General features: G+C 57.3%; 25 protein-coding genes. 12 read left to right on the forward strand and 13 right to left on the reverse strand.

Annotated elements, in window-relative coordinates; all coding sequences use genetic code 11:
• Positions 1–145: 145 nt before the first annotated feature.
• From ACSSNI_RS19850 to ACSSNI_RS19880, 7 genes are all read right to left on the reverse strand, one after another.
• Entirely contained in the window at positions 146–583 is a 438-nt protein-coding gene (locus tag ACSSNI_RS19850) for a YtoQ family protein (protein WP_448260031.1), read from the reverse strand.
• A gap of 192 nt (positions 584–775) precedes the next feature.
• Positions 776–1,678, reverse strand: a complete 903-nt coding sequence (locus tag ACSSNI_RS19855) for an ABC transporter ATP-binding protein (RefSeq protein WP_448260033.1) — start codon at positions 1,676–1,678, stop codon at positions 776–778.
• A complete protein-coding gene (locus tag ACSSNI_RS19860; protein WP_448260035.1) occupies positions 1,675–2,391 on the reverse strand; it encodes a tetratricopeptide repeat protein in 717 nt (238 codons plus the stop codon). Before ACSSNI_RS19860 ends, ACSSNI_RS19855 begins: the two co-directional genes overlap by 4 nt.
• Before the next feature lie 121 nt (positions 2,392–2,512).
• Positions 2,513–3,322, reverse strand: a complete 810-nt coding sequence (locus ACSSNI_RS19865; protein ID WP_448260037.1) for a hypothetical protein — start codon at positions 3,320–3,322, stop codon at positions 2,513–2,515.
• 218 nt (positions 3,323–3,540) lie between these two features.
• Positions 3,541–3,720, reverse strand: a complete 180-nt coding sequence (locus ACSSNI_RS19870; protein ID WP_448260039.1) for a type IV pilin protein — start codon at positions 3,718–3,720, stop codon at positions 3,541–3,543.
• Positions 3,721–3,801: 81 nt separating this feature from the next.
• Positions 3,802–4,257 carry a hypothetical protein gene (locus ACSSNI_RS19875; protein ID WP_448260041.1) on the reverse strand — a complete coding sequence of 152 codons (456 nt, stop codon included), beginning with the start codon at positions 4,255–4,257 and terminating at the stop codon, positions 3,802–3,804.
• Positions 4,258–4,286: 29 nt separating this feature from the next.
• Positions 4,287–4,472, reverse strand: a complete 186-nt coding sequence (locus ACSSNI_RS19880; protein WP_417791992.1) for a type IV pilin protein — start codon at positions 4,470–4,472, stop codon at positions 4,287–4,289.
• 512 nt (positions 4,473–4,984) lie between these two features.
• Here ACSSNI_RS19880 and pilB point away from each other — a divergent pair.
• The 5 genes from pilB to yacG all read left to right on the forward strand — a co-directional run bounded on the left by pilB (position 4,985) and on the right by yacG (position 9,954).
• Positions 4,985–6,691 carry a type IV-A pilus assembly ATPase PilB gene (gene pilB / locus ACSSNI_RS19885; protein ID WP_448260043.1) on the forward strand — a complete coding sequence of 569 codons (1,707 nt, stop codon included), beginning with the start codon at positions 4,985–4,987 and terminating at the stop codon, positions 6,689–6,691.
• A 2-nt stretch (positions 6,692–6,693) separates the two neighbouring features.
• Positions 6,694–7,917 carry a type II secretion system F family protein gene (locus tag ACSSNI_RS19890; RefSeq protein ID WP_448260045.1) on the forward strand — a complete coding sequence of 408 codons (1,224 nt, stop codon included), beginning with the start codon at positions 6,694–6,696 and terminating at the stop codon, positions 7,915–7,917.
• 4 nt (positions 7,918–7,921) lie between these two features.
• On the forward strand, positions 7,922–8,785 hold the full coding sequence (locus ACSSNI_RS19895; RefSeq protein ID WP_448260046.1) for a prepilin peptidase: 864 nt from the start codon (positions 7,922–7,924) through the stop codon (positions 8,783–8,785).
• Between the two features lie 366 nt (positions 8,786–9,151).
• A complete protein-coding gene (coaE, locus tag ACSSNI_RS19900; protein WP_148925091.1) occupies positions 9,152–9,760 on the forward strand; it encodes a dephospho-CoA kinase in 609 nt (202 codons plus the stop codon).
• Positions 9,757–9,954 carry a DNA gyrase inhibitor YacG gene (gene yacG / locus ACSSNI_RS19905; protein ID WP_148925090.1) on the forward strand — a complete coding sequence of 66 codons (198 nt, stop codon included), beginning with the start codon at positions 9,757–9,759 and terminating at the stop codon, positions 9,952–9,954. The genes coaE and yacG overlap by 4 nt, the downstream gene beginning before the upstream one ends.
• A 52-nt stretch (positions 9,955–10,006) precedes the next feature.
• Here yacG and ACSSNI_RS19910 read toward each other — a convergent pair whose 3' ends face one another.
• Together ACSSNI_RS19910 and ACSSNI_RS19915 are read right to left on the reverse strand one after the other, a co-directional pair.
• Positions 10,007–10,699: an energy-coupling factor ABC transporter permease gene (locus ACSSNI_RS19910; RefSeq protein ID WP_148925089.1), complete on the reverse strand. Its 693-nt coding sequence runs from the start codon at positions 10,697–10,699 to the stop codon at positions 10,007–10,009.
• A gap of 84 nt (positions 10,700–10,783) precedes the next feature.
• Positions 10,784–11,821 carry an NADP(H)-dependent aldo-keto reductase gene (locus ACSSNI_RS19915; RefSeq protein ID WP_448260049.1) on the reverse strand — a complete coding sequence of 346 codons (1,038 nt, stop codon included), beginning with the start codon at positions 11,819–11,821 and terminating at the stop codon, positions 10,784–10,786.
• Positions 11,822–12,218: 397 nt separating this feature from the next.
• Here ACSSNI_RS19915 and rplM point away from each other — a divergent pair, with 397 nt between their 5' ends.
• The 7 genes from rplM (at position 12,219) to ACSSNI_RS19950 (ending at position 17,048) form a co-directional block, all read left to right on the forward strand.
• Positions 12,219–12,647, forward strand: a complete 429-nt coding sequence (gene rplM, locus ACSSNI_RS19920) for a 50S ribosomal protein L13 (RefSeq protein ID WP_019342644.1) — start codon at positions 12,219–12,221, stop codon at positions 12,645–12,647.
• Positions 12,648–12,661: 14 nt separating this feature from the next.
• Entirely contained in the window at positions 12,662–13,054 is a 393-nt protein-coding gene (gene rpsI / locus ACSSNI_RS19925) for a 30S ribosomal protein S9 (RefSeq protein ID WP_021209313.1), read from the forward strand.
• Positions 13,055–13,305: 251 nt separating this feature from the next.
• The gene (gene petA, locus ACSSNI_RS19930; RefSeq protein ID WP_148925087.1) at positions 13,306–13,899 is read left to right on the forward strand and encodes a ubiquinol-cytochrome c reductase iron-sulfur subunit; all 594 of its coding nucleotides are present in this window, start codon (positions 13,306–13,308) and stop codon (positions 13,897–13,899) included.
• A complete protein-coding gene (locus tag ACSSNI_RS19935) occupies positions 13,899–15,110 on the forward strand; it encodes a cytochrome b (protein WP_148925086.1) in 1,212 nt (403 codons plus the stop codon). The genes petA and ACSSNI_RS19935 overlap by 1 nt, the downstream gene beginning before the upstream one ends.
• Positions 15,110–15,919 carry a cytochrome c1 gene (locus ACSSNI_RS19940; RefSeq protein ID WP_159967256.1) on the forward strand — a complete coding sequence of 270 codons (810 nt, stop codon included), beginning with the start codon at positions 15,110–15,112 and terminating at the stop codon, positions 15,917–15,919. Before ACSSNI_RS19935 ends, ACSSNI_RS19940 begins: the two co-directional genes overlap by 1 nt.
• Positions 15,920–16,004: 85 nt before the next feature.
• Positions 16,005–16,622, forward strand: coding sequence for a glutathione S-transferase N-terminal domain-containing protein (locus ACSSNI_RS19945; RefSeq protein ID WP_448260053.1), 618 nt, complete (start codon positions 16,005–16,007; stop codon positions 16,620–16,622).
• A gap of 12 nt (positions 16,623–16,634) precedes the next feature.
• Positions 16,635–17,048 (forward strand): ClpXP protease specificity-enhancing factor, encoded by a 414-nt coding sequence (locus tag ACSSNI_RS19950; protein ID WP_448260055.1) that lies wholly within the window; start codon positions 16,635–16,637, stop codon positions 17,046–17,048.
• Between the two features lie 115 nt (positions 17,049–17,163).
• On the opposite strand, the gene ACSSNI_RS19955 is transcribed toward ACSSNI_RS19950, so the two are convergent.
• From ACSSNI_RS19955 to ACSSNI_RS19970, 4 genes are all read right to left on the reverse strand, one after another.
• Entirely contained in the window at positions 17,164–17,742 is a 579-nt protein-coding gene (locus tag ACSSNI_RS19955) for a BON domain-containing protein (protein WP_159967259.1), read from the reverse strand.
• A complete protein-coding gene (locus ACSSNI_RS19960; RefSeq protein ID WP_148925081.1) occupies positions 17,739–18,332 on the reverse strand; it encodes a phosphoheptose isomerase in 594 nt (197 codons plus the stop codon). The genes ACSSNI_RS19955 and ACSSNI_RS19960 overlap by 4 nt, the downstream gene beginning before the upstream one ends.
• Positions 18,333–18,439: 107 nt before the next feature.
• The gene (locus ACSSNI_RS19965) at positions 18,440–18,859 is read right to left on the reverse strand and encodes a YraN family protein (RefSeq protein WP_200636501.1); all 420 of its coding nucleotides are present in this window, start codon (positions 18,857–18,859) and stop codon (positions 18,440–18,442) included.
• Positions 18,805–20,571, reverse strand: coding sequence for a penicillin-binding protein activator (locus ACSSNI_RS19970; protein ID WP_448260057.1), 1,767 nt, complete (start codon positions 20,569–20,571; stop codon positions 18,805–18,807). The genes ACSSNI_RS19965 and ACSSNI_RS19970 overlap by 55 nt, the downstream gene beginning before the upstream one ends.
• Positions 20,572–20,690 lie beyond the last annotated feature (119 nt).

Raw genomic sequence — 20,690 nt, forward strand, 5'->3', positions numbered from 1 at the left:
CCTGAACCGCCGTATACGGAACCGTACGTACGGTGGTGTGAGAGGACGGCGGATGTGAATCCGCCTCCTACTCGATTGAGGCAACCGCATTGCTGGACAGTGAGTCGCGGGTTCGATCTGCGGGAGTTGCGACCCATCCGCGGCTTTACTGCACCACGTATTTCAAAATCTCCACGACCTGTTCGGTGGTGGTGGCCCAAGCCATGGCTGCCGCATCGACTTCCTTCAGTGGGTGCACGATGACCTCGTCATGCAGCGTGACATAAGGCTTGCCCAGCGCCGCGCAGTAACCGGCATCAAACGCCGCGTTCCACTGCTTGTACTTGTCGCCAAAACGCACCACCACGAGGTCCGCTTGCTGGATCAATGTCTTGGTGCGGATTGCATTGACCTTGGACGACTTGTGGTCGCGCCAGAACGCATTCGGCTCGGCGCCGAGGCAATCGCCGGAGGCATCGCTGGCTTCGTGATCGGTTACGGCTGAAGTAAATAGCACATCCAATCCGGCTGCAGTGGCGCCACGCTTGATCTGGTCGCGCCAGTCGGTATGAATTTCGCCGGACAGGTAAACGGTGAAGCTCATGAATCCTCCTGAGGGTTTGGGCCATGCTGGGCTTGGCAAAGAGGGGCGAATGGTAGCTCGCTAGGCACCTCAAGGCCAGCCACTGGCGGCAGTTCCGGAGGGTTCATGCTTTGTAATAGGCGTGCTGTTGCGGCGAATATAGCTCTAGGCCGGCGCAACTAGATGCATTCCGCAAAAAGGCTCGTTGAGCGATTAAGCCTGGGAAGCCTCGGCGAGAATGCGGAAGAACACAGTCTCTAGTGATACGGCAGGCTTGACGGTCAGCAGGTGGCCGCCGGTGTTGCCCAGCTGCGCGATGGCAGCCGGCAGCTCGCTTTGTGCAAGCTCGCACTCGAACTCGCCTGGACGAAGCGCGATGCACGCTGGCGTTAGCGACTGATCCGCCTGATAACGCAGAATAAAACAGTCAGCGCGCTCAGCGGCCAGTTCGCGTGGGGAGCGAACAGTGACCAGCTGGCCCTTGTTGATAAAGCCGAAACGGTCGGCAATGCGCTCCACGTCATGTAGGACGTGAGAAGTGAAGAAAATCGCGCCACCTTGTTTCTTGTACTCATTGAGGATCTCGACCACATCCTTACGGCCCACTGGGTCGAGGCCGGACAGCGGCTCGTCGAGGATGAGCAGGCGTGGCTCGACCGCCATGGCGTGAGCCAATGCGACCCGTTGTGCGTTGCCTTTGGATAGTTCGCGCATCCGTCGTTTGCCGGTGCCATCCACGGAGAATCGCTCCAGCCAGTGTAAACACCAGGCATCCGCATCGCTGCGTTTGATGCCGTACATGGACAGGCCCATGCGCAGGATTTCCAGCGGTGTGAACTGGACGTACAGCGCCGGCGCTTCCGGCACATAGGCCATGCCTCGACGGGCTTCGGCCCGGCGCGCATCGGTGCCGTACAACGTCACCTGGCCTTGGTAGTCGTTAATGATGTCCAGCATGATCTTGATGGTCGTGGACTTGCCTGCGCCGTTGGGGCCGACAAAGCCGAACACCTCGCCTTCGGACAGGCTGAAGCTGACATCCCGCACCGCCTGGACCTGCTTGCCCTTGGCTCGGTAGGTATGGCTTACACCCTGAAACTCTACGGCTGCGCTCAAGGCTGTTCCTCCAGTCCGGCAATCTTCAGTTTCTTCAATTCGATATGCTCGTCACGCAGCTCGTAGCCGAGGCGCAAGGGGTCGGTTGGTAGGCTGTCGATCAGGCGCTGTTCGACCAGTTGATCAAGGGACGTCAAAGGCCCATGTGCTTGCTCGTAGCGTCGCTGCGCCTCGCGTAACGCGATCAAGCCCTGCAGCCGGATGACGCGCTTGTCGAGCATGTCGCGTAGCTTGGGGTCGGCTGCGCTGTCTCGCTGTTGAATAAGGTAGTTGAGCGCCAGTCGCTCGTCGGCGAACTGCTCGGCGCGCAGCATCACCGCCAGTTTGCGCATCGCAGCGGCGTTTTGTGGAGAGCGTTCTGCGCCAATGTCCAAAACACGTGCGGCTTCTTCATTGTTGTGTTGGAAGAATGCGAGGTTAATCCCATAGAAGAAGGGTGGGATTTCGTCCCAGAAGCGGCATCCAACGGCCGCACGCAAAACGTCATTGCCTTCTTCCACCGCCCCGCCCCAGGTCAACAACCCGTTTGCTAGGTAGTAGTTGTCTTCGTGGCAGGGGTTAAGCCGGGCGACTTCACGCTGAGCACGAACCAGGTAGCTGGTATCAACTCCGCGGTCATCCATGCCGGTGGCGGCTAGGCGCATGGTTTCGAAATCGGCAGCAAGGAAGCGATCACCGCCGTGCAGCGCGACCAGCAGGGGCGCAGGAATCACCACGCGGTCCGTGAATACCTGTAGCGTAAGCTCCACGGGTTGCTGGGCGCGCCACGCAGCGATTCCGGCGAAGAGGGCAAAACTAAACGCCGCGAACGATAGCGAGCGGAGCGTGCCCATTTCAGGAGAAACGCTTGCGTTGCAGCGCCCAAACCGCCAGCGCCAGCACGCCGAGAGTATAGCTCAGGCTCGACAGCACCAGCCAAGGCCAGTCGAGAGGCAGCAGATCCATCTGGCCATAGAGGGTAATGGCGCGCACATCCATTGCGCCGAGGTCGGGTAGTAGGTAGCTCAGGAGACTGACGCCGGAACGATAACTTTGGGCATCGCTCACTACCGTTACGTTTCGGGTCAGCAGTTCAACAATAGCACCAAACGAACGAGCAATGAGCATAAAGCCGAAGGTACCGATCAATACAAAGCTGGGCGTAGACGCAACCACCGCAAGTAAGGTGGCGACAGCGGTTAGTAGCAGCAAATCTAGGCCGGTGAATGCGATGGTGATTAGGAAATGGGAGCCCAGCGCAACCAGCGTGTTTTGTGCGTAGCTCTGGCTAATCAGCCAGACCAGTACGGCCAATGTACAGGCCAAAACGGCCATGAGGCCGAGCGTTAACGCGGCGACGGCGAGCGCGCGACCCAGCAATAGGATATGGCGGCGGTGCGGGTAGGACAGCGTATTGAAAAAGTAACGTCTATCGAACTCTCGTGACAGAAGCTCTTGGATCAACAGCACGAGGATGAGAGGCAGTAGAAGGCGTATAACCGATAGGCCAATATCCATTGCAACTGTGGCGGGCTGGCGGGGGCTGAAGTGAGCGGACAATAGTGCGGCAATAATCATTACAAGCAGTGTGCCGCTAGCCAACGAGCCAAAATGGGCGCGAAGAGCGAGGCGGAAACCGGTTGCAGTGTGGGACAAATTCAGCATGAGCGAATGTCTAGTTAAGCCGAATGGGACGTAAGGGCCCGATACTAATGGTTGCGCAAGGTGCGCGCCTGCGATTTCGTTTGAATGCAGTTAGAAACTTTATGTTATGTCCATTAGAAGATTGCAGAAAACCCATGCCGAGGCACGAGATTTCGTTCTCATGCGCTTGATTGTGGTTGCTTGTTGAGCTAGAAAGTTAAGATGCGTTGCACGGTACCTTATTTTTTTGCGGATATTAAAGCGTGAATACTGTTCTTGGCGTCTGCTTGGGCGCTGATATCGTTGGATTTGTTTCTGCGCTCATTGAATGCAGGCAGCGCAATTGCGGAAAGTACTCCCACTATTGAGATAACGACCATAACTTCAATAGGCGTGAAAGCGCTTGACTTATTAAGCACGACCAACTACGCGTCACAGAGGTTTACTTCAAAATAACGAGGGGCTGGAAAGCCCCCCGTTTAAGGCGCCTTTAAGGCGTCTTATAAACCTGCGGCCGCCTGCGCTTCGGCTACAGTACTTCCCCCGGTAACACAGTTTGCTGCTGCGGTGCCACTTACACGGCCACCACGAGAACTGGCCGTAAATGCCAGACCGCCTTGTACAGTTGCAGTGCCTTCGGTTGGCGCGGCGGCATCAGCGGCCGCACACCCTGCCGGCGCGTTTGCATCAGTCGGGTCGCAGCTCACAGTTACGTTGCCCTTGCGACCCGTGGGGTGGCATGTCGCTACAGCTATTACGTTATCTGTGATATTGCAAGCATAGGCGCCGAATACGTTATTCGACAGGTTGATAGTTACGTCTTCGGAAAGTAGTGAACAGCCGGCTGTGGTAGCTGGAATGGCTGTGCCGCTAGGGATGGCGCTACCTGCATCGGCAGCAATAACCTGGGTTGTCATCGACAGGCCGGCAACCAGCGCAAAAATTGCTTTTTTCATTCTTTGATCTCCTTAAACGACCCTGTCGCTTAGCGTTGGGCAGCTGTCATTACTGTAATAGCGTTTTTTGCATCGGCATTCGCAGTCGAATCGTTAGCTTTCGCGCGGTATTCATTAAACTGCGGAATGGCGATGGCAGCTAGAATGCCAATGATCGCCACTACGATCATCAGCTCGATCAGGGTGAAACCTTTTTGCTTCTTGATGGACTTCATTGAAAAGCTCCTTTGTTGGTGAGGTCGTTGGACCTGGCGAGATAGGAGCAGCTTCTGTGCCAAGCGGGGATGCATCGTTGCGTTTGACGGTGCAGCTGTGAGGTAGCGCACTTTCTAGAGTGTGCGCGAGACCGTGGACTCTTGCATTGTGTCTCGGAATGGCGATAACCGGTTTCGCGGCGAGGCGCGCCTCCCGCATTTGTCCGTGCCGGGTTGGAAGCGCCGCAGGGTTGGGTTCGATAGGTTGGGTGAGGGTGCTGTTGGTGGAGGTGAGGGGCGGTGGATATAAATATCTATATGTAGAAGTCCCAGGCTTTCTCCGCGATGCGCGTCTCCCACAAGAACTCTCGCTATGCAGGAGCTGGTGCCTGATTAGTAGAACGTTTGGAAGCTAACTTAGCCCTCCAAGTCAGCATGTGACAAAAATTGCCACTTGTTTTCTGTCGGTTTGGCAGTCGTTCGGAACTGCGATATAAGGGCGCCACATCTCTCCAGCCTTGATGGGCAGTTAAATGAACGAAAACGCTCCCCTCGGCGGGCTGGCCCGCCAGCTTGTGCTGGTCGGCCAGCTTGATGAAAAGGTTGCGCTGCAGGCCCAGCAGCAGGCCCAGCGCAACCAGGTGCCGCTGGTTTCCTGGCTGGTGCAGAACAAACTGGTAAAAAGCCGGGCGGTGGCTGAGGTCGCGGGCGAGCAGTTCGGTGTTCCGTACTTCGATCTGACGACGCTGGATAGAGAAGCCCAGCCTCAAGATCTCGTCAGTGAAAAGCTGGTCCGTCAACACCGGGTGCTGCCGCTGCAGCGTCGCGGCAATAAACTGTATGTGGCGGTGTCCGACCCAACCAATCACCAGGCTATCAGTGATATTCAGTTCAATACCGGGCTGTCGGTCGAGTCGGTGCTGGTTGAAGATGACAAGCTGGGTGAGGCTATCGAAAAGCTTTTCGAGTCGGCCAATACGGCGCTGGACGGGCTGTCTGACTCCGATCTGGATGATCTGGATATTGAGGTAGGTGGCGGAGCTGTCCCCAAGGAAGAAGGCGAGCACAACGAGGCGGATGACGCTCCGGTCGTACGCTTCGTCAATAAGATGCTGTTGGATGCTATCAGGCGGGGCTCATCGGACCTGCACTTCGAGCCCTACGAAAAATCCTATCGCGTCCGCTTCCGTACCGATGGTGTCTTGCATGAGGTCGCGAGGCCTCCGGTGCAATTGGTCAGCCGGATCTCGGCGCGCCTCAAGGTGATGGCGGCGCTGGACATTGCCGAGCGGCGCAAACCGCAGGACGGCCGAATCAAGATGAAGGTCTCCAAGACCAAGTCCATCGACTTCCGCGTCAATAGTCTGCCCACCCTGTGGGGCGAAAAGATCGTGATGCGTATCCTCGACTCTTCAAGCGCCAAGATGGGGATCGATGCGCTGGGTTATGAGGAGGATCAGAAAGCGCTTTATATGGCTGCGCTGAAGCAGCCTCAAGGCATGATTCTGGTCACGGGCCCGACCGGCTCGGGTAAGACCGTTTCCCTGTACACCGGGCTGAACATTCTTAATACGGTGGACGTGAACATCTCCACCGCGGAAGACCCGGTGGAGATCAACCTGGAGGGCATTAACCAAGTTAACGTCAATCCGCGTCAGGGTATGGATTTCGCCCAGGCGCTGCGCGCCTTCCTGCGTCAGGATCCGGACATCATCATGGTGGGGGAGATTCGGGACCTTGAAACGGCGGAGATTGCGGTCAAAGCCGCCCAAACCGGCCATATGGTCATGTCTACCCTTCACACCAACAGTGCTGCGGAAACGCTCACCCGTTTGCGTAACATGGGCGTACCGGCCTTTAACATCGCAACATCCGTCAACCTGATCATCGCCCAGCGGCTCGCTCGCAAGCTTTGCTCTAGCTGTAAGAAAGAAGTCGAGGTGCCACGCGAGGCGCTTTTAAAGGAAGGGATACCAGAAGACAGGATCGGCACCTTTCAACTCTATGGTCCTGTGGGCTGCGATAATTGCAACGGCGGCTACAAAGGCCGTGTCGGTATTTATGAAGTGGTTAAAATCACGCCTGCCCTGCAGCGGCTTATCATGGAAGAAGGTAACTCCATCGATATCGCCCTCCAGGCGCGCAAAGATGGATTCAATGATTTGCGCATCTCCGGTCTGGTAAAAGCCATGAATGGCATCACCAGCCTGGAAGAAGTCAACCGCGTGACCAAGGATTAACCATGGCGCAGCAGAAAGCGTTGAAAACCAGTGTGTTCAGCTGGGAAGGAACCGACCGCAAGGGCAGCAAGATCAAGGGTGAGCTCTCCGGTCAAAGCCCGGCGCTGATCAAGGCGCAACTCCGCAAGCAGGGTATCAATCCGATCAAGGTGCGCAAGAAGGCTGTCTCGCTGTTCGGGGCCGGCAAGAAAATCAAGCCGATGGACATCGCCCTTTTTACTCGGCAGATGGCCACCATGATGAAGGCGGGAGTGCCGCTGTTGCAGTCCTTCGACATCATCGGTGAGGGCTTTGACAACCCCAACATGCGCAAGCTGGTGGACGAGGTTAAGCAGGAGGTGGCAGCGGGCAATAGCTTCGCTGGCTCGCTGCGCAAGAAGCCGCAGTATTTCGATGATCTCTACTGCAACTTAGTCGAGTCCGGTGAGCAATCGGGTGCGCTTGAAACCCTGCTGGACCGCGTGGCGACCTATAAGGAAAAGACTGAGCAGCTCAAGGCTAAAATCAAAAAGGCGATGACTTACCCGATTGCGGTCATCGTGGTGGCGATCATCGTGTCGGCCGTACTTTTGATAAAAGTGGTTCCGCAGTTCGAGAGTGTGTTCCAAGGGTTCGGCGCCGAACTGCCGGCGTTCACGATGATGGTGGTCGGGCTCTCCCGATGGCTGCAGGAGTGGTGGTATTTGGTTGGGGGCGGTCTATTTGCCGCAGCTTTTCTGTTCAAGCACGCCTACAAACGATCGGAGAAGTTCCGCGATTCGCTCGACCGTGGCCTTTTGAAAATGCCGATTGTCGGCGACATCATGTACAAGGCTGTGGTGGCCCGCTATGCCCGTACGCTCGCGACTACCTTCGCTGCAGGGGTGCCGCTGGTGGACGCGTTGGACTCGGTTGCCGGCGCGACAGGCAACGTGGTCTTCCGTAACGCTGTGAACAAAATTCGCAACGATGTTTCGTCCGGTGTGCAGCTCAACTTCTCGATGCGTACGACCGGAGTATTCCCGTCGATGGCAATCCAGATGACGGCCATTGGCGAGGAGTCCGGCTCGCTGGATGAGATGCTGGACAAGGTTGCTGGCTTTTACGAAGACGAAGTCGACAATATGGTCGATAACCTAACGACCTTGATGGAGCCGATGATCATGGTGGTTCTGGGTACGCTCGTGGGCGGCCTGATCGTTGCCATGTATCTGCCGATCTTCCAGTTGGGTAGCGTGGTCGGATAAATCCATGATTTTTGACATTTTGGCCAGCAGTACGCTGGCCTTTGTTTTATGCGTACTGGTGCTCGGCCTGCTGGTGGGCAGTTTTCTCAACGTGGTGATCCATCGCCTGCCAATCATGATGCAGCGTGACTGGCGCGCTCAAGCGCGTGAGTTTCTCGAGTTGCCGGCCGAACCTGCGTCAACCTTCAATCTCGTGCTTCCCAACTCTCACTGCCCGCAGTGCGATCATGAAATACGTCCCTGGGAAAATATTCCCTTGATCAGCTGGCTAGCGCTGCGCGGCAAGTGCTCGTCGTGCCGTGCGCCGATCAGCCGTCGCTACCCGGTGGTCGAGCTGCTATGCGGCCTCTTGTCCGCCTATGTGGCCTGGTATTTCGGCTTCTCCTGGCAGGCTGGCGCAATGCTGGTGCTGACTTGGGGCCTGCTGGCAATGAGCATGATCGATGTCGATCATCAGTTGTTGCCTGACTCCCTCGTGCTGCCTTTGCTTTGGCTGGGCTTGATTGTCAATTATTTTGGATTGTTCGCGCCGTTGCCTGATGCGGTGTGGGGTGCGGTTGCCGGTTATCTAAGTCTCTGGTCGGTGTACTGGCTGTTCAAGCTTGTGACTGGCAAGGAGGGCATGGGCTATGGCGACTTCAAGCTCCTGGCGATGCTGGGCGCCTGGGGTGGATGGCAAGTATTACCGCTGACCATTCTTCTCTCGTCAGTCGTGGGAGCGGTGTTGGGCACCATCATGCTGCGCATGCAAAAGGCGGACAGCGGCACGACCATTCCATTCGGCCCGTACCTCGCGATTGCGGGTTGGGTCGCGCTGCTCTGGGGTGGTGAGATCACGTCGGCCTATCTTCAATTTGCCCGGTTCTGACGGCCTGGGCATTCGGGTCTGATTCGCTTTGGCGTTTTCCGGTTCTGCTAGTTGGCCATCTCGCGCTCCGGTGATGGGGCGATCTCAGGCTCCATTGACTGAGCGGCAGCCCGCTGCTAGTTGCAGCTGTCGGAGGGCGGCTTGTAGCGCCGCGGGAATGCAGAGAGCCTGCGCGTCGACGTCCTCTCTCCCGTCGTCTGCTACGGACAGCAGTGTGTTGCTTTGGTGGGACCTGCCACCCTCTGTGAAAGCTGGCTTACTCAGTCCTAGAAAGGTCGAGCGATTCTGTTGGGATCGACGTTGCGCTTGCATCCTTGCATTTCAAACGTTACTACTGCGCGTCGTTTAATCTGGGGACGTTATGTGATGAAGCCGTGGGTGCTTGGTTTGACGGGTGGTATCGGCAGCGGCAAGAGCGTAGTGGTGGAAGCATTCGGCCGCCTCGGGGTGCACTGGGTTGATGCCGACCATGCAGCGCGCTGGGTTGTCGAGCCAGGTCGGCCGGCTCTGGGGCTGATTGTCGATCGGTTCGGTGACGGTGTTCTTGCGTACGACGGGGGGCTGGATAGGGCGGCACTGCGCGAGCTGGTGTTTCGAGAGCCGGAGCAGCGCAAATGGCTTGAGCAGCTATTGCACCCACTGATACGCCAGGAAGTCGATGAGCATCTCTCTCGGGCGACCTCGCCGTACGCGATCATGGTATCGCCCCTATTGGTGGAGTCCGGTCAGCACCAGCAGGTTGCGCGCGTGTTGGTGGTCGATGTGCCAGAGGCGCTGCAGTTGGAGCGCGCCATCCAGCGTGACCAATCCAGCGAAGCGCAGATCCGCGCCATTCTCAACGCACAGATCAGCCGCGAAGAGCGTTTGCGTCGTGCTGATGATGTGCTGGTCAATGATCGGGACCGGGCTTGGCTGGAAGGCGAGGTCAAACGGCTACATGATTTTTATCTGACGCTACGAGGAGGTCAGGAATGAGTGCTACGGTTGTTGAATGTCCCACATGCGGCGCGCCGGTCGAATGGAGTGTGAAAAGTGCGAATCGTCCTTTCTGTTCGGAGCGGTGCAAACTGATCGACTTGGGTGCCTGGGCGTCGGAAGAGCACGCGATCCCAGGTAATGAGCTTGAGGATGATCTGTTCTCTGACGATATGCCGCCGCGCCAGCACTGAGGGCGCGTTCGCGTCCCGGCTTGGTTGTGCGGCTGGCAGTGCTACGGCTTACTCACATATCATCGTTGCTGTCGTCTTTCCACGGAGCTTGCAAGTAGCGACTGCGGTTGAAGGTTTCCATCCAGTCCGGATAGAACACCACTAGCGCACTGACGACCGCGCCGTTGATAAAAGCCTCGGGAAACATCACCAGCCAGATGTACCCGGCGAAGTCGTCCAGCCAGGGCGGCATTGGATAGAGGCCGTCGATCAGCAAGATCCCGAATCCTGCCAGGATGCAGATCAGGGTCGCGAGGCCGGCCGCAAAAAAACCTGAAAAGAATATATAGACGAATAAGTTGCGAGGCTGGGTGCGCTCCACGGCGATGGCGCAAGCTTCGGTGACCGTCACCGGTATCAATACCAGCAGCACGCCATTCAGGCCGAGAGCAACCAATTGCTGGTGGCCTGTGACCGTCAATCCAAGCTGGGCGACAAAGGCAGCGAGAATCGCCAGGGGCCAGTCGAGCAGTAGCGTGACCGCAGTCAGTCCAATGAAGTGGAAAGACAAACCCGAATCGAAGTCTCGGCGGACCAACCAAAGCAGAAAGATCGCCAGGACCGCACCGAACAGCAGGTGCTGGCGCCGCGTATCGCTGAACAGCTCGACCCAGGGTGCACGCATGCAGGCCCATATCAGTCCGGCGGCATAGAGCAGCCACCCCAGCACAAGGCTGGTCGGGGCAAGCAATTCGGCAGCGATCATCTATGCGCTCCTTGCGCCAAGAGTTATGACTGGTGGCGACGGCAAGGCTTGCACAGTATTGCCGCGTGATTGGTCCATGATTCCTCAGGGGGCGGGATTGGGTTGCGCGGTGTGAATGGCTTCTATGGATTCGAGTACTTCGGCTGACAAGCGCAATTCAGAACTGGCGAGATTGCTTTCGAGTTGCTCAATTGAAGTTGCACCGATGATGTTGCTGGTTACGAAAGGCTGTTGAGTTACATAGGCCAGGGCCATTTGTGCAGGGTCCAGTCCGTGCTCCCTGGCAAGCGCCACATACCGAGAGCATGCCGCCTGCGACTCCGGCTTGGCGTAGCGCGCGAAGCGACTGAATAAGGTCAGTCGTGCTCCGGCTGGTCGTGCACCTTGCTCGTATTTGCCGCTGAGCATGCCGAAGGCAAGCGGCGAGTAAGCGAGGAGTCCGCATTGCTCGCGCATGGCTATTTCGGCGAGGCCGACTTCAAAGGTCCGGTTTAGCAGGTTGTAGGGGTTCTGGATCGAAACGGCGCGGGGCCAACCTCGGGAGTCGGCGAGTTGCAGAAACTTCATGGTGCCCCATGGCGTTTCGTTCGACAGGCCGATATGGCGGATCTTGCCAGCTTTCACTTGCTGGTCGAGCACTTCCAGGGTTTCTTCGATTGGGGTGAAGTCTTGGTCCTGATGGTGGTAGCCCAGCTGACCAAAGAAATTGGTGCTGCGCTCTGGCCAATGCAGCTGATAGAGATCGATCCAGTCCGTCTGCAGGCGCTGCAAGCTGGCGTCAAGTGCCGCAACGATGTGCTGCCGGTTCATTTTCAACTTGCCATCGCGGATGTGGCTGATGCCGTTGCCGGGGCCGGCGATCTTGCTGGCCAGGATCCAGTCGGCACGATTACCGCGTGCCTTGAAGTAATTGCCTATGTAGCGCTCCGTGGTGGCATAGGTCTCAGGCTTAGGTGGCACCGGATACATTTCGGCGGTGTCGACGAAATTGATGCCTGCAGCTTTCGCGCAGTCCATTTGGGCGAATGCTTCACTTTCATCATTCTGCTCGCCCCAGGTCATGGTGCCCAGGCAGAGCGCCGTGACATCAAGATCAGTACGGCCTAGTTGGCGCTTTTCCATGCAGTGTCCTTTCGTTTGAATAGATATCGGGTTGGGATGGTAACGCTGACGATAAGTTTCCTGTTTCGCAGTGGTGCGGGGCTACCGTCGCCGTAGGCGGCTACTGGCAGCAGCTCAATGATTTCGCCCTGACACGCCGTTTGTTCAGAACGGCCACAAGCTGCTTGCTATTTGGCTGGTAATCCGGATAATTCCGCAGCCTGTCGCCGGGGATGCCTAGCCCGTTGACGCAAAAACAAGGTAGGGGATGCCAAGCCTACCGAACACTGCCGTAGCGGACGCGCTGACCCGAGCCCCCGATAGCGTCTGTTTCCGGCTGTCCTGGTCTTGCCAGGGCGAGCACCATTCAGTAAGATTCGCCGTCTTATTTTCAGGGCGGCCCCTGAGGCTATAACGAATGAAGACTTTTACTGCTAAACCGGAAACCGTCAAGCGCGACTGGTTCGTCGTCGACGCTGCCGGCCAGACCCTGGGTCGTCTGGCAACCGAAATCGCTAGCCGCCTGCGTGGCAAGCACAAGGCGGAATATACCCCTCACGTCGATACCGGTGATTACATCGTCGTTATCAATGCCGAGCAAGTGCGTGTTACCGGTGCGAAAACCACCGACAAGATGTACTACTCTCACTCCGGTTTCCCGGGTGGCATCAAGTCGATCAACTTCGAGAAGCTGATCGCCAAGGCGCCAGAGCGTGTGATCGAGACCGCGGTCAAGGGCATGCTGCCTAAGAACCCGCTGGGTCGCGACATGTACCGTAAGCTGAAGGTGTATAAGGGTGCTAATCATCCGCATACCGCTCAGCAGCCCCAAGAACTGAAGATTTAACGGAATAGTTCATTATGTCGGCGACTCAAAACTACGGCACTGGCCGTCGTAAGACTGCAACCGCACGCGTATTCCTGCGTCCGGGTACTGGCAAAATCTCCATCAACAACCGTGAGCTGGACAACTTCTTCGGGCGTGAAACCGCTCGCATGGTCGTTCGTCAGCCGCTGGAACTGACCGAGACTGTCGAAAAGTTCGACATCTACGTAACCGTTCTGGGTGGTGGTGTGAGTGGTCAGGCCGGTGCGATCCGTCACGGCATCACTCGTGCCCTGATGGAGTATGACGAGACTCTGCGTCCTGCTCTGCGTAAAGCTGGCTTCGTTACTCGCGATGCTCGCGAAGTTGAACGTAAGAAAGTTGGCCTGCGTAAGGCGCGTAAGCGTCCGCAGTACTCGAAGCGCTAATTCAGGCTTCTCAAAAAGAACGCCCAGCTTCTCTCGAGCTGGGCGTTTTTTTATGGGCGGCTTTTCGCTCCTGCGACAGCTTGTCACGCGTAAGGTCCCGATTTTCGGGGCCTTAGGCAGGGTTGTATCCGGTTATTACCTTGTCACGAGAGGGGGTTTTCTTTACCATTTGGCGAATTTTTTCGCGGCTGTTTTTACGTAGTAGACGCCTGCTTTCGGTAGGCCATAAGAAACTGATGGGAGACGACTGAATGAGCAATGACGGCGTGAATGCTGGCCGGCGTCGCTTCCTCGTAGCCGCTACTTCGGTAGTAGGTGCTGCAGGAGCGGTGGGTGCCGCGGTCCCGTTCGTGGGATCGTGGTTCCCAAGTGCCAAGGCCAAGGCAGCCGGTGCACCGGTTAAGGTAAATATCAGCAAGATCGAGCCAGGCCAGCAAATGGTGGCCGAATGGCGCGGTCAGCCGGTGTTTATTGTTCGTCGTACCGAGGAGACGCTGACTAATCTGGACAAGCTGACTGATACGGTCGCTGATCCGAAATCGGAAGCGTCCGTGCAGCCCGCTTATGTTGATCCGGTCGTTCGGTCGATCAAGCCTGAGGTGCTGATAGTTGTCGGACTTTGCACGCACCTCGGTTGTTCCCCATCCTTCCGCCCGGAAGTGGCGGCGGCTGACCTCGGGGCTGATTGGCTTGGTGGCTATTTCTGCCCGTGCCATGGTTCGAAATACGATATGGCTGGCCGTGTGTACAAGGGTCAACCTGCGCCATTGAATCTACCGGTTCCCCCACACAGCTACGAAACTGACTCTGTGGTCATTATCGGCGTGGATCAGGAGAGCGCGTGATGAGCAAGTTCATGGAATGGGTCGATGCGCGCTTCCCTGCGACCAAGATGTGGGAAGACCATCTGAGTAAGTACTACGCGCCGAAGAACTTCAACGTTCTGTATTTCTTCGGCTCTCTCGCCTTGTTGGTTCTGGTGAATCAGATTCTGACCGGCGTTTGGTTGACGATGAGCTTCGAGCCGTCTGCAGAGGGTGCATTCGCCTCAGTCGAATACATCATGCGGGACGTCGAATACGGCTGGATCATTCGCTACCTGCATTCCACCGGGGCGTCGGCATTCTTCGTCGTGGTCTACCTGCACATGTTCCGAGGGATCCTGTACGGCTCCTACCAGAAGCCGCGCGAGCTGGTCTGGATCTTCGGCATGATGATCTATCTGGCGTTGATGGCTGAGGCCTTCATGGGCTACCTTCTGCCGTGGGGTCAGATGTCCTACTGGGGCGCCCAGGTGATTATCTCGCTGTTCGGTGCCATTCCTGTTATTGGCGATGATCTGACGCAGTGGATTCGCGGTGATTACCTGATCTCCGGCATTACCCTGAACCGCTTCTTTGCGCTGCATGTGATCGCACTGCCGATCGTGATCCTCGGGCTGGTCGTGCTGCACATCCTTGCGCTGCATGAGGTGGGCTCGAACAACCCGATGGGCGTCGACATCAAGAAGACCAAGAACGAAGCCGGCGTGCCGCTCGATGGCATTCCGTTCCATCCGTACTACACGGTTAAAGATATCGTGGGTGTGGTGGTGTTTCTCTTCGTGTTCTGCGCCATCGTGTTCTTCTTCCCTGAAATGGGCGGCTACTTCCTCGAGAAGCCGAACTTCGAAGTGGCGAACGCTTTCAAGACGCCTGAACACATTGCGCCGGTTTGGTACTTCACGCCTTACTACGCGATCCTTCGTGCGGTTCCGGACAAGCTGCTTGGCGTGATTGCCATGGGTGCAGCCATCGCCGTCCTGTTCGTGCTGCCATGGCTCGACCGTAGTCCGGTCAAGTCGATGCGCTACAAGGGCTGGATGAGCAAGATTGCTCTCATACTGTTCTGTATCTCCTTCGTCATCCTCGGCGTGCTTGGTGTGCTTTCTCCGACGCCTGAGCGCACATTGGTATCTCGGATCTGTACTGCTATCTACTTCGGCTACTTCATCCTGATGCCGTTCTATACCAAGCTCGAGAAGACCAAAGTAGTTCCGCAAAGGGTGGCTGGCTGATGAAAAAGCAATTTGCTGCATTGATTCTTGCACTGGTGCCAGCCTTCGGTTTCGCCGCGGGTACTGGCGTACACCTGGATGAGGTCGATATTGACCTGACCGACAAGGTGGCCCTGCAGGACGGTCTACAGACCTTTACAAACTACTGCATGGGCTGCCATAGCGCGAAGTATCAGCGCTATGAGCGTGTTGCGACAGATCTTGGTATCCCCGAAGAGATCATGCTCGACAACATAGTTTTCACTGGCGCCAAAATTGGCGACCACATGAAGATAGGCATGAGCTCTGATGAGGCCAAGACCTGGTTCGGCGCTGCGCCTCCGGATCTGACACTGGTGGCGCGAGTGCGTGGTAACGACTGGCTGTACACCTACCTGCGCAGTTTCTACGAAGATCCTACGCGCCCGTATGGCGTCAACAACACGGTATTCCCGAATGTGGGCATGCCTCACGTGTTGGCTCCGTTGCAGGGTCGTCAGGTTTTGCCAAGCAAACTGCCTGAAGGCGAGTCAGTAGCGTGCAAGCAGGTTCAGATTGTCGAAGACGGCCGTAAGCAGTTCGACCCGCTAACCGGCACTCCGATCACTCACGAAGACTGCCATGCGATGACGGTTGTGCCTGGTACTGGTGAGCTGACTGAGGCCGAGTACGACGAGAAGATCAAGAATCTGGTGTCCTTTCTTGCTTACTCAGCTAACCCGGTCAAGTTGGAGAGCCAGCGCATCGGTACCTATGTACTGCTGTTCCTAGCGTTCTTCTTCGTGTTTGCTTATTTGCTCAAGCGGGAATACTGGAAAGACATCCACTGATTCTTTGCTTGTTAGCTGTACCCCGCGCGCGCCCTTATGGGCGCGCGTTTTTTTCTGCCACGGCATATTTTTAAGGAGGGACCCTATGGCCGCTACCAACCGGTTGGCCTGCTATTCCGATCCCGCCGACCACTATTCACATCGCGTGCGTTATGTGCTTGCTGAGAAGGGTGTAAGCGTCGAAATAATCGATGTTGATTCAGCTCACTGTCCGGTCAGCTTGACCGAGGTGAATCCGTACGCCAGCGTGCCTACGCTCGTGGACCGTGATTTGGCGCTTTATGAGCCGAGCGTGATCACCGAGTATCTCGAAGAGCGATATCCGCACCCGCCACTGCTTCCCGTCTATCCTGTAGCAAGAGCGAATACCCGGCTGCTAGTGCATCGGGTGCAGCGGGACTGGTGCACTCTGGTGGATAGAATTGGTGATCGCCGTACAGCTGAAGCGGCTCGTGTGCAAGCGCGGAAAGAGCTGCGTGAGAGTCTAACGGGCGTGTCTCCCGTGTTCGCTGAAAAGCCTTTCTTCATGAGTGATGAAATCAGTTTGGTGGACTGTTGCCTGTTGCCTATCCTGTGGCGCTTACCCAAACTCGGAGTTGATTTGCCGCGGGCGGCGAAGCCGCTGCTTGACTATATGGAGATCAATTTTGCACGCGAGGCCTTCCAGGTCAGTCTATCCGCCGTTGAGCGCGGCATGCGCTAAGAGGGGTTGTATATGACATCGAGTCGACCATATCTGGTACGAGCGTTGTACGAATGGATCGTCGACAACGACTGCACGCCGCATCTTTTGGTCAACGCCGATCATGCCGGCGTTCAAGTGCCTGACGGTTTTGCCAGTGATGGCCAGATTGTCTTAAATGTGGCGCCCAGCGCGGTGCGTCAGTTGCAGATGGATAACCAGGCGATCAGTTTCGAGGGGCGCTTTGGCGGCGTTCCGCACAGCTTGCACGTCCCGTCTGCAGCGATCATGGCGATCTACGCAAGGGAGAACGGTCAGGGAATGGTCTTCGAGGTCGAGACAACTCCGCCGGATGACAACACGCCTTCCGATGACGTCTCAGCAGGAGCTGGCACCTCGTCACGCCCGACCCCAGGCGGGCGTCCTAGTTTAAAAGTGGTCAAATAAGAGCGGCCGTGAGGCCTCTAGGCCGCCAAGGTTGACCTGAAGGTCAGCCTTGGTGCGTTGGGGTGTCGGTGGGCGCAAGGCTGCATCCCCTGTTACGCTTCCGGGCCTCAGCTCTTTAATCGATATACTCGAACAGCTTGACGATCCGCTGCACGCCGGAAACGCCTTGCACCACGCTCGTTGCGCGATTGCCTTCCTGGCGTGTAACGAGGCCAAGCAGATAAACGATTCCGTTCTCGGTGATGACTTTTATGCGGGAGCCGGGAACGCTCGCGTCTGCCAGCATCTGTGCCTTGATCTTGGTTGTTAGCCAGGAGTCATTGCTTCGTGCCAGGCCCGAAGAGGGCTTCAATACCTGTACTTCGTTGTGTACGCGCTTGACCCGCTGCACTGAGCTGGCGGCTTGTTCGGCGAGCTGCTTTAGCTCTGCGCGTGGCGTTTGTCCCGCCAAAAGCACCACCCCGTTGTAGCTGGCAACGACAATATGGGATGCCTGGTCGAGGTCGGGATGTGCTTTTGCGATATTCACAGCTGCTTTCGTTTCGATTAGCGAGTCGTCAATCGTACTGCCGATCGTGCGAGTGCCACGATTGTCGTTAATTGGCTCGTCGCGTGTGGCGTTGAGCACGGAGCCGCATCCTGTGACGACGAGGCACAGTGCGAGCGTAAGCGTATGCAGATGAACCGAAGTCATTCTTCGCTCCCAAAGAGTTGGTTGTCGATTAGGTCGCATAGGCAATGAATGGTCAGCAGGTGAACCTCTTGAATGCGTGCAGTCACCTTCGCCGGAACCCGTATTTCAACGTCTTCCGGTAGCAGTAGCGAGGCCATGCCGCCGCCATCGCGACCGGTAAGCGCTACGACCACCATCTCCCGGTCGTGCGCGGCCTGTATCGCCTGTATGACATTCGCCGAGTTGCCGCTGGTGGAAATCGCCAGCAGCACATCGCCGGGCTGGCCCAGTGCGCGGATCTGCTTGGAAAACACTTCGTTGTAGCTGTAATCGTTGGCGATGGATGTAATTGTCGAGCTGTCGGTGGTCAGCGCGATTGCTGGCAGACTAGGGCGCTCCCGTTCAAATCGGTTGAGCAGTTCCGAGGAGAAGTGCTGCGCATCGCCGGCGGAGCCGCCGTTGCCACAGGTCAGAATTTTGCCTTCGCTGAGCAGGGTGTTGACCATCACTTGCCCGGCTTGCTCGATGCTTGGTGCGAGCACTTCCATGGCGTTTTGTTTGGTTTCAATGCTGGCTAGGAAGAGCTGTCGTATACGGGATTGCATGTCCATCGGAAATAAACCTTCAGGTGACGGGCCGGGCTGCTTTAGCCGTGCCGCAAGGAGTCTTCGGTGTAGAGGTGATGTGCACGAGCTGGTGAGAGCCCACAAGGGCATCTTTAACTATCGAAGGCATTTCGAATCCAGCTGGGGTGCGCTCCACCTTCGGTGGCGCTCATGGCGACAACGTCGAAGCGACAGGGGTGTTTTGCCCAGCGACTCTCCTTCAGCAGGAACAGCTGAGCTGCCTTGATCAGCTTCTGCTGTTTGCGCAGATCCACGCTCTCGAGTGCGCCGCCCCATGCGGCGTGACGCCTGTATCGAACCTCGACGAATACTACTGTATCGCCATCGAGCATGACCAGATCAAGCTCGCCGCTCCGACAGCTCCAGTTTCGGCAGATCAGGCGTAGCCCGCACGTCTCAAGGTGTCGCAAGGTCAAGTCTTCGGCGAGCTTCCCGCTGATCTGCTTGCTGTTCGTTATCAATCGGACGTATCCGGGAGCGGATGAACTTCGCCGTCGCGGAATTCGGCCCATGGCAGTTCCCGTTCGATCCGCTGCTGCGGAGTCAGGCTGAGTGTGCCGGAAAGGCCTTCGAGTCGAGTATCCGGTAGCGCTAGAAGCTGGTTCAGGCGCGGTGCCAGCTGGTAGGCGTCAGCGCCCATTGCATACAGTCTGCCGAGACTGCCTCGGGCTTGCGGCCACTTGCGCTCGATTTCCTGCCGCAGTGGCAGCTGTGCATCAAGCAGCCAGGGGGTTTCGGTAAAGCGGATGCCCTCGAGGTCCAGATACTGCGTTCGGTTATCTGTAGCAGCGTGAAGGTGAGAGGTGGCGTAGACGGGTAGGTCTCCAGCGTACTGGAAGATCAGTGTGGGCTTGACTTGTTGCGCCTGCTGCGGAGTCGCGGCAAGGAAGAGAAAATCGATATCCTGACGACGCGATGGCTGCGCTTCATCGCCTGTTCCGTTGCTGCGTATCTGCAGCAGATCCGCTATCTGATTTGCCAGCTCGATGGGTTCGGCCAAGGGTTCTGCGGCGACTACAGTGCCGCCTAGCGCCTGCCATTCCTGGCGGAAGGCCTCGAATACACGATTGCCCCAGTCGCCACGAGGCGTCAGAGCTACGGCGCGGCGGTGCCCGTCTGTCCGGGCTCGGCGAGCTACTTCGCGCGCTTCGTCTTCTGCCGCGAGGCCGAACTGAAACAGTTGCGGCGGCACCTTCTGGTTCGCGTCGCTGTAATTCAGGGCAAGAGTGGTGATGGGTAGTTGCTCGCGGTCGGCCAGCTGGCGGACCATGTCCTTTTCCAGAGGGCCGATGACCAGTTCAACGCCCGCGGCAGACGCCTGGCGGTAAAATTCATCGAGCGAAGACAGTCGGGTGCTGTCGAATAATTCGATCTTGAGATCTTGCTGCCCGGCTAAGTGAGCGGCGAGGAACCCGTCGCGCAGCGCGCGCGCAACGCTGGCCAATGGGCCGTCCATTGGGAGCAGCAACGCTACATGTGACAAAGGTTTGTCAGCCAGCTCCCTGAGTTTCTGCAGTGGCGTCGGCAGTCGTCGCGCTGCCGGATGGTTGGCGTTCTGCTGTAGCCAGGCGTCGATCGCACGTTGCTGCTGGTTGAGGGTGCCGGCCTGCTTGACGGCTGCTGCCAGGTTTATCCAGCCGGCTAGGTCCGTGTCTGTGCTTGGTTGCAGTTGGTCGATCGGCAGGCTCGATACAAGCGACCAGATGGATTCGTGATTGGCTTCGGCTGCCTCGCCGCTTAACAGAGGGGCTATGTAGGTGCGTTCACGAGCTGCGTCGAGAGGTTGGTCGTTCGCTTCGAATGCTTGGGCTCGGGCCAGCTGGGTTCGTAGCTGCTGGTCTACGGGCATTTCTGCGAGGCGATCGAACGCAGGGTGCTGAAGCGCCTGCAGGGCGCCCTTGGGCTCGCCAGCAGCTAAGGCCAGCTCTGCTTGCAGGGTTTTCGCAAACATTTGCTCGGCAGGCATCAATTGATTGAGGTCGATTTGACTGAGGATCTCTCGAGCTTGAGCCTGATTGCCCTGCTGCATGCTCTGGTCGGCTGCAGACAGTCGCAGTGATGCTGCCTTGGCGGGGTCGCTGGCATCGGCCTCTTTCAATAACTGCTGCGTTGATGCCTGTGGTGTTCTGGGTAATTCACCGAGAGTGGACGAAGGCGAGCTGGCGCAAGCCGACAGCAGAGCGGCAATGCATAAAAAGATAAGCGGGCGAAAGCGGGCCGTCATGTGTTCGTTCCTGAAAGGCGATGGCGGGTGTCGGCGGATTGTACCCAAGCATTGGCGGGGTCGCGATGTCGCCGCCCGTAAACGGGCTACAATGCGCGTTTTAGTGACTGAGGTAAGCT

It is taken from the genome of Stutzerimonas tianxiuensis (assembly GCF_053470365.1).